Annotated in this window: 17 protein-coding genes; 11 read left to right on the top strand and 6 right to left on the bottom strand. The window is 67.1% G+C overall.

Annotation, left to right across the window (positions count from 1 at the left end; all coding sequences use genetic code 11):
- The first annotated feature begins 10 nt into the window (after positions 1 to 10).
- From bfr to ACP696_RS12435, 5 genes are all read left to right on the top strand, one after another.
- Entirely contained in the window at positions 11 to 490 is a 480-nt protein-coding gene (gene bfr / locus ACP696_RS12455; protein ID WP_426014546.1) for a bacterioferritin, read from the top strand.
- Positions 491 to 648: 158 nt separating this feature from the next.
- Positions 649 to 1167: a tryptophan-rich sensory protein gene (locus ACP696_RS12450; RefSeq protein ID WP_426014548.1), complete on the top strand. Its 519-nt coding sequence runs from the start codon at positions 649 to 651 to the stop codon at positions 1165 to 1167.
- A 74-nt stretch (positions 1168 to 1241) separates the two neighbouring features.
- Positions 1242 to 1877 carry a DUF2799 domain-containing protein gene (locus tag ACP696_RS12445; protein WP_426043843.1) on the top strand — a complete coding sequence of 212 codons (636 nt, stop codon included), beginning with the start codon at positions 1242 to 1244 and terminating at the stop codon, positions 1875 to 1877.
- Between the two features lie 75 nt (positions 1878 to 1952).
- Positions 1953 to 2462 carry a sigma-70 family RNA polymerase sigma factor gene (locus tag ACP696_RS12440; protein ID WP_426043842.1) on the top strand — a complete coding sequence of 170 codons (510 nt, stop codon included), beginning with the start codon at positions 1953 to 1955 and terminating at the stop codon, positions 2460 to 2462.
- Positions 2449 to 3084: an NrsF family protein gene (locus ACP696_RS12435; RefSeq protein ID WP_426043841.1), complete on the top strand. Its 636-nt coding sequence runs from the start codon at positions 2449 to 2451 to the stop codon at positions 3082 to 3084. Before ACP696_RS12440 ends, ACP696_RS12435 begins: the two co-directional genes overlap by 14 nt.
- 154 nt (positions 3085 to 3238) lie before the next feature.
- Here ACP696_RS12435 and efp read toward each other — a convergent pair whose 3' ends face one another.
- Positions 3239 to 3805 (bottom strand): elongation factor P, encoded by a 567-nt coding sequence (gene efp / locus ACP696_RS12430; protein ID WP_426043840.1) that lies wholly within the window; start codon positions 3803 to 3805, stop codon positions 3239 to 3241.
- A gap of 111 nt (positions 3806 to 3916) precedes the next feature.
- On the opposite strand from efp, the gene epmA reads away from it, so the two are divergent.
- Together epmA and ACP696_RS12420 are read left to right on the top strand one after the other, a co-directional pair.
- On the top strand, positions 3917 to 4969 hold the full coding sequence (gene epmA / locus ACP696_RS12425) for an EF-P lysine aminoacylase EpmA (protein WP_426031783.1): 1053 nt from the start codon (positions 3917 to 3919) through the stop codon (positions 4967 to 4969).
- Between the two features lie 155 nt (positions 4970 to 5124).
- Positions 5125 to 6162, top strand: coding sequence for a lysine-2,3-aminomutase-like protein (locus tag ACP696_RS12420; RefSeq protein WP_426014559.1), 1038 nt, complete (start codon positions 5125 to 5127; stop codon positions 6160 to 6162).
- Positions 6163 to 6292: 130 nt separating this feature from the next.
- On the opposite strand, the gene ACP696_RS12415 is transcribed toward ACP696_RS12420, so the two are convergent.
- From ACP696_RS12415 to gap, 5 genes are all read right to left on the bottom strand, one after another.
- Positions 6293 to 6586: an SDR family NAD(P)-dependent oxidoreductase gene (locus ACP696_RS12415; protein WP_426014561.1), complete on the bottom strand. Its 294-nt coding sequence runs from the start codon at positions 6584 to 6586 to the stop codon at positions 6293 to 6295.
- 235 nt (positions 6587 to 6821) lie between these two features.
- On the bottom strand, positions 6822 to 7220 hold the full coding sequence (locus ACP696_RS12410) for a host attachment family protein (protein WP_426014563.1): 399 nt from the start codon (positions 7218 to 7220) through the stop codon (positions 6822 to 6824).
- Between the two features lie 157 nt (positions 7221 to 7377).
- Positions 7378 to 8469, bottom strand: coding sequence for a class II fructose-bisphosphate aldolase (fba, locus tag ACP696_RS12405; protein ID WP_426014565.1), 1092 nt, complete (start codon positions 8467 to 8469; stop codon positions 7378 to 7380).
- Positions 8470 to 8676: 207 nt separating this feature from the next.
- On the bottom strand, positions 8677 to 9870 hold the full coding sequence (locus ACP696_RS12400) for a phosphoglycerate kinase (RefSeq protein ID WP_426014566.1): 1194 nt from the start codon (positions 9868 to 9870) through the stop codon (positions 8677 to 8679).
- A 416-nt stretch (positions 9871 to 10286) separates the two neighbouring features.
- Complete coding sequence (gap, locus tag ACP696_RS12395) at positions 10287 to 11294, bottom strand: type I glyceraldehyde-3-phosphate dehydrogenase (RefSeq protein WP_426014568.1); 1008 nt, start codon at positions 11292 to 11294, stop codon at positions 10287 to 10289.
- 215 nt (positions 11295 to 11509) lie between these two features.
- On the opposite strand from gap, the gene ACP696_RS12390 reads away from it, so the two are divergent.
- The 4 genes from ACP696_RS12390 (at position 11510) to ACP696_RS12375 (ending at position 14052) form a co-directional block, all read left to right on the top strand.
- The gene (locus tag ACP696_RS12390) at positions 11510 to 11902 is read left to right on the top strand and encodes a hypothetical protein (protein ID WP_426014570.1); all 393 of its coding nucleotides are present in this window, start codon (positions 11510 to 11512) and stop codon (positions 11900 to 11902) included.
- A 2-nt stretch (positions 11903 to 11904) separates the two neighbouring features.
- On the top strand, positions 11905 to 12231 hold the full coding sequence (locus ACP696_RS12385) for a cell division protein ZapA (RefSeq protein ID WP_426014572.1): 327 nt from the start codon (positions 11905 to 11907) through the stop codon (positions 12229 to 12231).
- A 387-nt stretch (positions 12232 to 12618) separates the two neighbouring features.
- The gene (locus tag ACP696_RS12380) at positions 12619 to 13224 is read left to right on the top strand and encodes a 5-formyltetrahydrofolate cyclo-ligase (protein WP_426014574.1); all 606 of its coding nucleotides are present in this window, start codon (positions 12619 to 12621) and stop codon (positions 13222 to 13224) included.
- Positions 13225 to 13230: 6 nt separating this feature from the next.
- Positions 13231 to 14052 (top strand): TIGR00282 family metallophosphoesterase, encoded by an 822-nt coding sequence (locus ACP696_RS12375; RefSeq protein WP_426014576.1) that lies wholly within the window; start codon positions 13231 to 13233, stop codon positions 14050 to 14052.
- Positions 14053 to 14110: the final 58 nt, after the last annotated feature.

Here is a 14110-nt window from a genome sequence, read left to right as displayed (position 1 = left end):
GAGACCCGCCATGCAAGGCGATCCCGGCATCATCCGGCTCTTGAACGCGGTGCTCACCAATGAGCTGACGGCGGTGAACCAGTACTTCCTGCACGCGCGGATGTACGACAACTGGGGATTCAAGCGCCTGGGCAAGATCACCTATGACGAGTCCATCGGCGAGATGAAGCACGCCGACAAGCTGATCAGCCGCATCCTGTTCCTCGAGGGCCTGCCCAATCTGCAGGATCTGCACAAGCTGAAGATCGGCGAGACGATCCCCGAGTGCCTGGCCTCGGACCTGTCGGTCGAGATCGGTGGCCGCGAGACCCTGATCCCCGGCATCATCCAGTGCGAACAGGCCCGCGACTATGTCAGCCGCGAACTGCTGCGCGAGATCCTGACCGACACCGAGGAGCACATCGACTTCCTCGAAATGCAGCTGGGTCTGGTCAGGGCGCTGGGCGAACAGAACTACCTGCAGAGCGCCGTAGGCGAACTGCCGGCGTAGTTCCTCCGCGCGGAGAGCCCTATCGCCGGCCATCTGGAACCAAGGTGCAGCTGAAAGGGTTACAGCCATGTTTCGCGAGGAGTCCCGGCATGCACATCCCGAACGGTAGATCCCACGGGAGGCGGGCCCACGCCGGCCGCGAGTCGTTCGAGATCGACATGAAAGACGATACCCCGACCTCGGCGGGCGCCCAGCTGGCCCTCGGCCTGGCCTTGGCTGGCGGGGCGATCCTGGTGTCCACCCTGCTGGGGCGCCGTCACGAGCGGATGATCGACGACGAGGAATACGCCGTCGGCTACGCCGAAATGCACGAGCCGGTGGCGCACCAGCCCAAGAAGCTGACCAGCCTGATCCTCCCGCCGCTGTTCATCGCCATGACCCTGTCGGGCCTGCGGATCTGGAACGCGCCGTCCAGTCCTACCCGCACTCGGGCGCTGACCCTGTGGAGCCTGGTCCAGGGCTTCAACGCTCTGTGGCTGGCCCTGGGGGCCAAGCGTCTCGGCGGGCAACTGGGCGCCGCGGCGGCGTCGCTGGCGGCCTCGGGGGCCTATGCGATCCAGGCGCGCAAGCTGGTCGTCCCGGCCTCGGGCTTTTCCAGCCCCTATCTCGGCTGGCTAGGCTTCGCCAACGCTCTGACCGAAGAGCTCTGGAAGCGCCCACGCGTTACGGTGCATTAAAATAACACGGTTCATCGACCGTTCATGCGGTCAAGCTTTAGCTTCCTCCAACATCGTTTGGGGGGAGGGTTTCCATGCGTCCTTTGTTGCTGATCTTGATCCTGGCCGGCACGCTGCTGCTGGCCAGTTGTGAAACCATGAGCAAGGACGCCTGCCTGCAGGGCGACTGGGCTGGCGTGGGCTTCAAGGACGGCGAGGCGGGGCGTCCGCAGAGCCGGCTGGACGACCACGCCAAGGCCTGCGCCAAGGCGGGCGTCGCCCCCGATCCCGCCCCCTATTTCGCGGCCCGCGACCAGGGCCTGAAACTTTATTGCACGCCGCCGCGCGGCTTTCAGGAAGGTCGCCAGGGCAATGGTTATGCCGGGGTCTGTCCGGAACGGATCGAAGGCGACTTCCTGGCGGCCTATGCCGACGGCAAGCTGGTCCACGCGGCCGCCTCGCGGCTCAACCAGGCGATGTCCGACCGCGACAGCGCCGATCGCCGGGCAGAGAAGCGCGACCGTGACGCGAGGGGCGTCGAGGACGAACTGCGCAATCCCAAGCTCAACGACGAGCAGAAGCACGAACTGCGCGACCGCCTGAACCGCCTGCGCAGCGAACAGCGCTCCGCCGTCGAGGACGGCCGCCGGGCGGAGTGGGCGCGCCGCGACGCCGAACGCGAGGTCGATGCCCTGGAGCACCGGTTCGGGCCGGTTTACGGCGGCTGGTGAAGTCCAGAAGCGGCCTTGCCGTTCCGCCCCGGTCAAGGGCGATCAAAAATATCCGAAGCCGACCTGGAGGCGCTGATGCTGCTGGGCCTGGACGGCGACGCCCCGGCCTATCGGTTGTTGCTGTCGCAGCTTGGTGGTCGTCTGCGCGCCTATTTCGAGCGCCGCATGCGCGACGCGCCCGGCGATGTGGAGGACCTGGTGCAAGAGACCCTGATGGCGGTGCATACGCGGCGCGCGACCTATGATCGCGCCCAGCCGTTCACCCCCTGGGCCTTCGCCCTGGCGCGCTACAAGCTGATCGATTACTGGCGCCGCCGCCGCATTCGCCTGACCGTGCCGCTCGACGACGATGTTGAGATCCTGGCCGCCTATGCTCCCGACCCCGGCTCGACGCTGGACCTGGGTCGGGCGTTGGACACCCTGCCCGAACGCCAGCGCGACCTGGTGCGCGGCGTCAAGATCGACGGCCTCAGCCTTGCGGAAGCTGGCGCACGCGCCGGGGTTTCGGAAGGCGGGGCCAAGGTCGCCCTGCACCGGGCGCTCAAGTCTCTTCGCGAAAGGATGCGTGGTCGTGCGGACGGATGATCTGATCGATCAGCTGGCCACCGCCCCGCGCGCCATTCCGGGCCGCGCGGTGCAGCGCCGCCTCGTGGGGGTCGCGGGGGCTGGCGCCCTGGCGGCCCTGGTGCTGGCCTGGCTGCACACCCGCGCCGACCTGGCGCAGGCGATGACCGGCCGGATGTTCTGGATGAAGGCCAGCTACACGGCGCTGTTGGCGATCGCTGGCTTCTGGGCGCTGGAGCGCCTGGCCCGGCCGGACGGCGCGCCTCGCCGGGCCCTGACCTTCGGGGCGGCGGTGCTGACGCTGTTCCTGGTCGCCGGCTTGACACAGGGTGTGCTCAGCGAGCCCGACCAGAGAATGGCCATGTTGCGCGGCGACTCTTGGACGGTCTGCGCCCGCAATATCCTGATGCTGGCCTTGCCCGGCCTGGCGGCGACCCTGCTGGTCTTGCGCGGCATGGCCCCGACCCGGCCCACCTTGACCGGCTTCGCGGCGGGAGCCTTCGCCGGCGGCGTGGCGGCCACGGTCTACGGCCTGCACTGCGGCGAGAGCACCATGGTGTTCGTGGGGGTCTGGTACACGCTCGGCGTGCTGGGAACCGGGGCGCTGGGGGCGTTGCTCGGGCGGTGGGTGCTGAAGTGGTAGCAGCTCACGCACTTGCCCCCACCTGAGCGCTTCGCGGTCTGTCCGCCCCCATAGGGGGCGGAGCTCGCCCGGTTGGGCTCCGCTCCCTATGGGGGCGGACAGGAGACGAAGTCGCCAGGTGGGGGCAAGTATTCGCCGCCCTCCGGTCTGACGATTAGTCCTTCGCCCGTTCCTGATACGAGCCGTCTTCCGTCAGGATGACCACTCGCGTGCCGGCGGCGATATAGGGCGGCACCATCGTGCGCACGCCGTTGCTCAGGATCGCCGGCTTGTACGACGACGACGCCGTCTGGCCCTTCACCGAGGGTTCGGTCTCGACGATTTCCAGGGTCACGGTGCGCGGCAGTTCCAGCGAGATCGGCAGGTCGTTGTGGGTCGACAGCTGAACGACCATGCCCTCCTGCAGATAGGCGCCCAGGTCGCCGATCACTTCAGGCGTGGCCACCAGTTGGTCGAAGCTTTCCGGGTTCATGAAGTGATAGCCCTCGCCGTCCTGATACAGGAAGGTGTGGTCGCGCTGGTCGACGAAGGCGCGCTCGACGGTCTCGGTCGTGCGGTAACGTTCCGACACCTTCACGCCGTCGGAGATGCGGCGCATGTTCAGCTGGGTCACCGGGGTGCCCTTGCCTGGGTGAATGTTTTCGACGTTGAGAACGACGTAGAGCTTGCCGTTCATATCGACGACGAAACCCTTCCTGAGCGAGCTGGCGGCGACTTTCACTTATCTTGTCCTTAGGTCTCGCGCCGGCCCGAGAGCGCGCGAATTGCGTTAGATATCGCCCTCCTATAGCGATCCCCGCCAAGTTCGCCACCCCGCCCGAGGGACTTTCCAGTGCCGCTTGCCTCCGCCTCGCCCTGGTGGCGCCCAGAAAGCCACGCCGACCGGCGGCCGTTCCTGTTGGTCCGCAACCGGATCAAGGCCGCGTTCCGCGCCTGGTTCGAGGGTCAGGACTTCATCGAGGTCGAGACCGCCGCCCTGCAGGTGTCGCCCGGCAACGAGGCCCATCTTCACGCCTTCGAGACCGCCGCCGTGACCCTTTCGGGGGAGGCCGCGCCGCTTTACCTGCACACCTCGCCGGAGTTTTCCTGCAAGAAGCTGCTGGCGGCGGGCGAGCGGCGGATCTTCGATTTCGGCAAGGTCTGGCGCAATCGCGAGCGCGGGGCGCTGCACCATCCCGAGTTCACCATGCTGGAATGGTACCGGGTGGACGCGCCGTACCAGACGCTGATGGACGACTGCGCCGCGCTGGTGGCCTTGGCGGCCGAAACCGCCGGAACGCGGGAATTTCGCTTCCGGAGCAAGATCTGCGATCCTTTCGCCGCGCCCGAGCAGGTGACGGTGGCGGAGGCCTTCGCGCGCCACGCGGGGGTCGATCTGCTGGCCTCGATCGGCGCGGACGGTTCTACGGACCGCGACGCTCTGGCCGCTTCGGCGACCGCCGTCGGGATCCGCGTTGCAGGAGATGATAGTTGGGCCGATGTGTTCAGCCGGGTGATCGTCGAGAAGGTCGAGCCTAATCTCGGCGTCGGCCGCGCGACGATCCTCTGCGAATACCCCGTCGCCGAGGCCGCCCTCGCTAGGCCCAAGCCCGGCGACCCCCGCGTGGCCGAACGGTTCGAGCTCTATGCCTGCGGCGTCGAGCTGGCCAATGCGTTTGGCGAACTGACCGACGCCGCCGAACAGCGCCGCAGGTTCGAGGCCGAGATGAACGAGAAGGCCCGGGTCTATGGCGAGCGTTACCCGCTGGACGAGGACTTCCTGGCGGCCCTGGCGATCATGCCCAACGCCTCCGGCTCGGCCCTAGGCTTCGACCGGCTGGTGATGCTGGCGGCCGGGGCGAGCCGGGTGGATCAGGTGATGTGGACGCCGGTGGCGGGCGGCTAGGTGCTAGCACCTCCAACTGACGGGGACACGCCCAAGGGCATGTCCCCGAGTTCAGGCGTGATGTCGGGGATGCGACTGGGGACACGCCCAAGGGCATGTCCCCGTCAGTGGGCCGCATTGCGTCAGTCGCTTCAATCCGCCATACCGCCGGCCTCATGACCCCCGCCCGCACCCTCCGCAGCGCCCAGGCGCTGGCCGACGCCGGCCTGATCGCTCCGGAGCGACTGCCCGCGCTCGAGCAGGTGGCGGCCCGGTACGCGGTGGCGATCACGCCGGCCATGGTCGAGCTGATCGACCCGGCCAACGAGAGCGATCCCATCGCCCGCCAGTTCCTGCCGCACGAGGCCGAACTGATCCAGACACCGGCCGAGACCGCTGACCCCATCGGCGACCTGACCCACAGCCCGGTCGAGGGGATCGTCCACCGCTATCGCGATCGGGTGCTGCTGAAGCCCACCCACACCTGCGCGGTCTATTGCCGGTTCTGCTTTCGCCGCGAAATGGTCGGGCCGGAAGGCTTGCGAAGCCTGACGCCCGCCCAGCTGGACGACGCCTTCGCCTATATCGCCGACCGCCCGGACATATGGGAGGTCATCGTCACCGGCGGCGACCCGCTGGTGCTGTCGCCGCGCCGGCTGCGCGACATCGGCGAGCGGCTGGCGGCCATCGACCATGTCAAGGTCGTACGTTTTCACACCCGCGTGCCGGCGGTCGATCCGGCGGCGATCACCGCTGAGATGGTCGCAGCCCTCAAGGTCCCCGGCAAGGCGGTCTATGTCGCCCTGCACGCCAACCATGCGCGGGAGCTGACGCCGGCGGCGCGAGCGGCCTGCGCGAGGATCATCGACGCCGGGATCCCCATGCTGAGCCAGACCGTGCTGCTGCGCGGCGTCAATGACGACCCCGAGACGCTGGGCCTGCTGATGCGTGCGTTCGTGGAGGCGCGCATCCGACCCTACTATCTTCACCATGGCGACCACGCGCCGGGCACCGGCCATCTGCGAACCACCGTGGACGAGGGCCGCGCCCTGATGCGCCAGATCCGGGGCCGGTTCTCGGGCCTGTGTCAGCCGACCTATGTGCTCGACATCCCCGACGGTCACGGCAAGGTCCCGATCGGGCCCGACTACCTGGCCGCCCCGGGCGCGGTCGAAGACCCCAACGGCGGGGCGCATGCCTATCCTCCGCTTTAAATCCGCCTTCCCGGCGAAGGCCGGGGTCCAGATGGAATGGCGGCGGGGCTGACGCCAGAAGCTCTGAGCTCTTGCAACCCACCACACCGCTCCGGGATCTGGGCCCCGGCCTTCGCCGGGCAAGCGGATTTTAGTCAGGCCAACGCCTCTCCATCCTTGTGCGGATCGCGTCAAGCACGGTGGCTTCGGCGCCCGTCAGCGACAGGTCTGCTGGGATGGCGAAGGCGGTGACGCCATGGGCGGCGGAAAGCTCGGCGGCCAGGGCCTCCAGCCGGGTGGGCCGGCGGGCGACCAGCGCCAGGTCGTGGCTTCGCGCCGCCAGGGCCCGGGCGAAGGCCTCGCCGATCCCCGACGAGGCCCTGGTGACCAAGGCCAGGGAGGCCTTGGCCGGCGCGCCGGGAAAAGTGGTTTGAACCTCGGCCATAACCCGTCCCAATCCCTGCGGCGTCGCCGACTAGAGCATTTCCCGACCTGACTGCGTCAGGCCGTGAGCTCTAATCTTTTGTTTTGACGCATTTTTCTTCACGCGAAGCGGAACCACTTCGCTCGAAAAATGCTCTAGAACGCGGCCGCCCAGCCCGCAGAGCACTTCAAATCCAGGCGAGAAAAAGGCCTCCCAGATTGCTCTGGGAGGCCTTTTTGCCGGGCGCAGGCGCCGGTCAGGCGTGGGCGATGGCCGTGGCGATCGCGTCGGCGGATTGGCCGGTCAGGTCCTTGGCGAGTTCGCCGACCAGCTTGGCTTCCAGCGCCTTGTGCCAATGCTTGCGCAACTCGCCGAGCGTCTTGGGGGCGGCGACGACGAACAGGTGCTCGAACTGGTTGGTCAGGGCCTGCTTGTTCAGCGCGGCGGCGACGCCGGCGGCGTAGCCATCCTCCGACTTGGTGCTTTCGTCGGGATTGGCCGAGCTGGAGGCGTGGCCGCCCGTACCGCCGCCGTCGCCGTCGATATCGGGGGTGGGCAGGGCCGTCAGTTCGGGCGTCTGGTCGCCGGTGTTCTTGAACATCACCAGTTTCTCGCCATCGACGACGGCCACGAGGGCGCCCTTGGGAAGTATCATCGTGCGTATCCTTGAAACCAATGGGGAAAGGTAACGGCCGGCGAGGGTGGGGGTTGCCTTGAGGCGCACGGAAAAGGCCTCCCCGGTCGCCCGAGGAGGCCTGATTGTTCACCCCGATCTCCGCTCGGGGTTTTTGGGCGGGTTTGAACCCTAAGCCCTACTCTGCCGCCGCCTTCTTGGCCGCCTCGCCGAACTTGGCGTGCAGTTCGCCGGACGCATAGCGCTTGGCCATGGTCGCGGTGGACAGGGCCTTGACCTTGTCGGCATGGCCGGCCGAGCCGAACTCGACGAACCGGGCCTGGCAGACCTTGCGCATGGCTTCCTTGGCGGGCTTCAGATAGGCGCGCGGGTCGAACTCGTGCGGGTGCTCGGCCAGGATCTTGCGGATCGCGCCGGTGATCGCCAGGCGGTTGTCGGTGTCGACATTGACCTTGCGAACCCCGTGGCGGATGCCGCGCTGGATCTCTTCCACGGGCACGCCCCAGGTCTGGGGAATGGCGCCGCCGTACTGGTTGATGATGTCCTGCAGGTCCTGCGGAACGCTGGAGCTGCCGTGCATCACCAGGTGGGTGTTGGGCAGGCGGTGGTGGATGTCCTCGATCACGTTCATCGCCAGGACGTCGCCGTCGGGCTTGCGCGTGAACTTGTAGGCCCCGTGGCTGGTGCCCATGGCGATGGCCAGGGCGTCGACGCCGGTCTGCTGCACGAAGTCGACCGCCTGGTCGGGGTCGGTCAGCAGCTCGTCGTGGCTGAGCTTGCCCTCGAAGCCGTGGCCGTCCTCGGCCTCGCCCATGCCGCTTTCCAGCGAGCCCAGGACCCCCAGCTCGCCCTCGACCGAGACGCCGCAGCTGTGGGCCATCTGGACCACCTTGCGGGTGACCTCGACATTGTACTCGTAGGTGGCGGGAGTCTTGGCGTCCTCCAGCAGCGAGCCGTCCATCATCACCGAGGTGAAGCCGTACTGGATCGCCGTGGCGCAGGTGGCCGGGCCGTTGCCGTGGTCCTGGTGCATGCACACCGGGATGTTGGGGTAGATCTCGGCCAGGGCGTCGATCATCCGGGCCAGCATGATGTCGTTGGCGTAGTTCCGCGCGCCGCGCGAGGCCTGGATGATGACCGGGGAATTGACAGCTTCCGCCGCCTCCATGATCGCCAGGCCCTGTTCCATGTTGTTGATATTGAAGGCGGGCAGGGCGTAGCTGTGCTCCGCCGCATGGTCCAATAGCTGTCTTAGCGTGATCCTCGCCACGTGGTGTCTCCTGCAAGCGTGAAGTGGTTGGGCCGTTTCTTGTTTTTGGGGCTTTTGACGCTTTGCGTTCTTCGCCCATCTATCATCCGCTCATCCCGGCGCATGCCGGGACCCAGGTGAAGCCCGCGAGCCGCTCCAGATGAATCTGGGTCCCGGCATTCGCCGGGATGAGCGGTCCGTGGGGGACCCGGTAAGTCTTTTTCCTGCCTATGCCTCCAAGACCGAGACACCCGGAAGCGTCTTGCCTTCCATCCATTCAAGAAACGCGCCGCCGGCCGTCGAGACGAAAGTGAAATCGCTCGACACGCCCGCGTGGTTCAAGGCCGCCACGGTATCACCGCCACCGGCCACGGCGACGATCTTACCCGATTTCGCGAGTTTGGCGGCGTGTTTTGCCGCCGAAACAGTCGCTTCGTCGAAAGGTGGCACTTCAAACACGCCTAGCGGGCCGTTCCAGATCAGGGTGTTGGAGGCGTCCATAGCCTCGATCAGGCGCTGGGCGCTCTTGGGACCGGCGTCCAGGATCAGGTCGTCGGGCTGGACATCGGCCAAGTCGCGGGTCTCGGCGTCGACGCCGGGGGCGACCTTCTTGGCCACCACCACGTCGACCGGCAGCAGCAGTTCGCAGCCCGACTTTTCAGCGGTGGCGATGATCTGGCGGGCGGTGTCGGCCAGGTCCTTCTCGCAGAGCGACTTGCCGACATCGTGGCCCTGGGCGAACAGGAAGGTGTTGGCCATGCCGCCGCCGATCGCCAGGCGGTCCAGCTTGGCGACCAGGTTGTTGAGCAGATCCAGCTTGGTCGAGACCTTGGAGCCACCGACGATGCCCAGCACCGGCTTCTTGGGATTGCCCAGGGCGGCGTCCAGGGCGTCCAGCTCGCGCTGCATGGCCAGGCCCGGATAGGACGGCAGGAGGCGGGCCAGGGCCACGGTGGAAGCATGCGCGCGGTGGGCGGCGCTGAAGGCGTCATTGACATAGAGGTCGCCGTTTTCCGCCAGCAGGGCGGCGAAGTCGGCGTCGTTCTTCTCCTCGCCGGCGTGGAAGCGGACGTTTTCGAACAAAGCCACGCCGCCGTTTTCCATGGCGTCGACCACGGCCTTGGCCTTGGGACCCACGCAGTCGGCGGCGAAGGCCACCTCCTGCTCCAGCAGCTTGCCCAGCGGCTCGGCCACGAAGGCCAGGCTCATCTCCGGCACGACCTTGCCCTTGGGGCGGTCGAAGTGGGCCAGCAGGATCACCTTGGCGCCCTTGGTCGACAGATAGTGGATCGTGGGCAGGGCCGCGCGGAGGCGGGTGTCGTCGGTGATCTTGCCGCCATCGACAGGCACGTTGAAGTCCACCCGGACCAGGGCGCGCTTGCCGGCGAGATCGGCGGTGTCGAGGGTGCGGAACTTAGTCAAAACGGCTTTCCTCGCGTGTTGCATGCATTTTTGAGAGCTGCGAAGAATACGACGTGTTCGTATTCGTCTAATCTCTCTGGATGCTCTGATATAAATTTATTGAAAATCAGCATGATTTGTTCGTCAGTCATTCCGACGACACAATGCTGAAGATTTGTTACGTTCTGCTCTGGGGATCCGAGTAAGCCGGATAGGAGCATTCCCTCGACCAAGCCCATAACGCGCGATCGCTGGACGTTTGGAGCCTGCCCACGAAAATCCAGGGCGGTCGAAAATCCGTCGGGGACAAGAACCCCTCTGGAAAGCGGCTTAGGTGGCGTGGCCGCCCAGACTGAAAGGCTAAAGGTGCTCGCCGCGAATGCGGCGAGCACCGAGATCGAAATCGCTAGGGAATGCCTTCGCGAATTCATCAGTTTTTACAGGAACTTCGCCATCACCAGGGCGGTGTCGGCCATCCGGGTCGCGAAGCCCCATTCGTTGTCGTACCAGCTGAGCACGCGGACCAGCTTGCCCTCGATGACCTGGGTCTGGGGCAGGGCGGCGGTCGAGCTGGCGGCGATGTGATTGAGGTCCGACGAGACCAGCGGCTCGGTGGTGGTGAACAGCACGCCGTTCATCTCGCCGTCGGCGGCGGCCTGCAGGGCGGCGTTGACCTCGTCCACCGTGGTGTCGCGCGACGGCACGACCTTCAGGTCGATGACCGAGACGTTGGGGGTCGGCACGCGGATCGACGAGCCGTCCAGCTTGCCCTTCAGGGCTGGCAGCACCAGGCCCAGGGCCTTGGCGGCGCCGGTCGAGGTGGGGATCATGCTCAGACCGGCGGCGCGGGCCCGGTAGAGGTCCTTGTGCATGGTGTCCAGCGTCGGCTGGTCGCCGGTGTAGCTGTGGATCGTGGTCATGTAGCCACGCTCGATGCCCAGCAGGTCGTTGAGCACCTTGGCCACCGGGGCCAGGGCGTTGGTGGTGCAGGAGCCGTTCGACACGACGATGTCGTCGGCGGTCAGGACCTCGTGATTGACCTTGTAGACGATGGTCTTGTCGGCGCCGTCGGCGGGGGCCGAGACCAGCACGCGCTTGGCGCCGGCTTCCAGGTGCAGGGCGGCCTTGTCGCGGGCGGTGAAGATGCCGGTGCACTCGAAGGCGATGTCGACGTTCAGCTCTTTGTGCGGCAGGTCCTTGGGGTCGCGGATCGCCGTGACCTTGATCTTGCCCATGCCCACGTCGATCCAGTCCTCGCCCGAGGTGACGACGCCGGGAAAGCGGCCGTGAACGCTGTCATAGCGCAGCAGGTGGGCGTTGGTCTCGACCGGGCCCAGGTCGTTGATCGCGACGACCTCGATGTCGCGGCGCGCGTGCTCGGCGATGGAGCGCAGGACGAGACGTCCGATCCGGCCGAAACCGTTGATGGCGACGCGAAGAGCCATGAGGTCTTTCTCCTAACGAGCGTTCGGCCGGGTCGACCGACGTTACCTTGATTTTACGGGGCGTTTTGCGACGCGGGGCGGGGAAGTCAACCCCAGGAACGCAGCCTCGTCGTTTGGTAATGTGATGAACACCGTTTCGTCGCCCAATTGTCGCCATGGCGGGTGGCGAAGCGGGCGCTGATCTATATGTTGCGCCGGATGATTGGACCCTCTCGATGACCCCTGGCGAAGGCAACGCCCTGGAGCTCGCCGCGCGCCGCCTCGAGCGCGCCGTGGCCCAGCTGGAACAGAAGCTGGCCGCCGACCGCGCTGCGCGTCCGACCGCGCCAGTCGAGGCGTCCGCCGGCCTGTTCGACGCCAACGCCGAGTTGAAGGCCGAGGCGCTGGCCGCCGAGCTGGAAACCGCCCGCGCTCGCGAAAGGGCTCTGGAAGAAGCCGGCGAACAGGCGTCCGAAGCCCTCGGCCGCGCCATCGCCGAGATCCGCGCCGCCCTGGGCGACGAGAGCCTGATCACCGAGGGCGTCCATGACGACGACGAGGAGGCGCTCGAAGACCAGAGCGACGACCTGTTCGGCGGCCATCTGGACCGGCCGGAAAAGGAGGCCTGAGCATGGCGCAACTGACCGTCCAGGTGAACGGCCGCCCCTACAACGTCGGCTGCGAAGACGGGCAGGAAGCCCACCTGCTGGAGATCGCCCGCCTGTTTGACCGCCAGGTCCGCCAGGTCAGCCAGGATGTCGGCCAGCTGGGCGAGACCCGGCTGTTCCTGATGGGCGCCCTGCTGCTGGCCGACGAGCTGTCGGATTTGAAGCTGCGCCTGGCCCACGCCCAGTCCGAACTGGCCCGCCTGCAGACCGAACAGACGCGGGTGGAGATCCGGGCGGTCAAGGCGCTGGACGCGGCGTCCGAGCGCATCGAGGCGCTGGCGCAGGGGTAGGGAGCAGTCCTCCCCCCGTGGGGGAGGCGGCGCGAAGCGCCGGTGGGGGGAGGCTTAGGATCGTCGATCCTGACTTTGGCCATCTCCCAAACACTCCCCTCTCCGTCGGCTGCGCCGACACCTCCCCCACAGGGGGAGGATTTACGTCTCCGCGTCACAGCGCGCACTGGCTATCCACCCTGTGAACGCCTATATCCCTCAACGGCGGGTCTGCTGTGGCCCTCGTCGAAGATTTCTATTCCCAGGGACCGTAATCTACCTCTAGGGAGTTGTTCCCTCCCGTGGCCGTGGCTGCGGGAACACGACGCCCACCTGTCAAACCAGGTTCGAGTGGATTGAAACGTCTTCACGGTTCTTCACGGCGCCGCCACCTTCCCTCATATAGGCATGATGGCCATCAAAGATCCCGCCGTCGCCAAGGCCGCCCTGCGCCTGCTGGTCCGCAACCGCCGCAAGGCGCTGGCCCTTGAGCACCCTGAAGCCGACTGGATGATCGTCGAGGTGGCGCGGAGCCCCCTGAGCGCCCGCTTCCCCGATGCGGCCGGCAAGGTCGCGGCGCTCTATGCCGGCGTCGGCGCCGAGATCGACCCCCGCCGCCATCTGGCCGCCTGGTTGCTCGAGCAAGGCTGGGCCCTGGCCTTGCCCCGCGTGGAAGCGGAGAACGGCCCGATGGTCTTCCGCCAATGGACGCCGGGCGACACGCTGACCCGCGACGAGGCCGGCATGAACGCGCCCGAGCCGGTCAAGCCCGCGCTCGATCCCGACCTGGTCATCACGCCGCTGCTGGCTTTCGACCGCGAAGGTCGCCGGCTGGGGCAGGGCGGAGGCTATTACGACCGGGCGCTGGAGGCGCTGCGGGCCAGGGGCGACGTGTTCATGCTGGGGCTGGGCTATGTGGGCCAGGAGACACACGGCCTGCCTGTCGAACCCCACGACCAACGATTGGACGCCATCCTGACCGAAAGCGCGTATATCGCGGTCCGAAAGGACTAATTCCGCATGCGCTTTGCCTTCTTCGGGGATGTCGTCGGCAAGTCCGGCCGCGACGGCCTGTCCGACCATCTGCCCGCCCTGCGTCGCCATCTCCAGCTGGAGTTCGTGATCGTCAACGCCGAAAACGCCGCCGCCGGCTTCGGCATCACAGAAAACACCGCCCGCGAGCTGTTCGAGGCCGGGGCCGACTGCCTGACGCTGGGCAACCACAGCTGGGACCAGCGTGAGGCGCTCACCTACATCGTCCGCGAACCGCGGCTGATCCGTCCGGCCAACTATCCGGCCCTGTCGGACGCGCCGGGCAAGGGCAGCCACCTGTTCCAGACCGAGGGCGGCCGGACGATCATGGTCATCAACCTGCTGGGCCGGGTGCACATGGACGCCATGGACGACCCCTTCGCCGCCGCCGACCGCGAGCTGGACAAGGCGCCGCTGGGTCAGGTGGCCGACGCGGTGGTGGTCGACATGCACTGCGAGGCCACCTCCGAAAAGATGGCCATGGGCCACTATTGCGACGGCCGCGCCTCGCTGGTGGTCGGCACCCACACCCACGTGCCCACCGCCGACGCCCAGATCCTGCCGGGCGGCACCGCCTACCAGACCGACGCCGGGGCCTGCGCCGACTATGACAGCGTGATCGGCAACCAGAAGGAAGAGCCCCTGCGGCGCTTCACCACCAAGATCAGCGGCGGCCGCTACCAGCCCGCCAGCGGCCCGGCCACGATCTGCGGCGTGTTCGTCGAGACCGACGACCGCACGGGCCTGGCGGTCCGCGTCGAGCCGATCCGCATGGGCGGGCGTCTGAAGGAGACGGTGCCGGAGGTTTGACAGCCCTCTCCCGGAGGGGAGAGGGAGGGGCCCGCGCGAAGCGTGGGAGGGTGAGGGG

Origin of the sequence: Caulobacter sp. DWR3-1-2, from assembly GCF_049896225.1 — a bacterium.
Taxonomy (GTDB): domain Bacteria; phylum Pseudomonadota; class Alphaproteobacteria; order Caulobacterales; family Caulobacteraceae; genus Caulobacter.
This window is presented reverse-complemented; position numbering and strand designations above follow the sequence as displayed.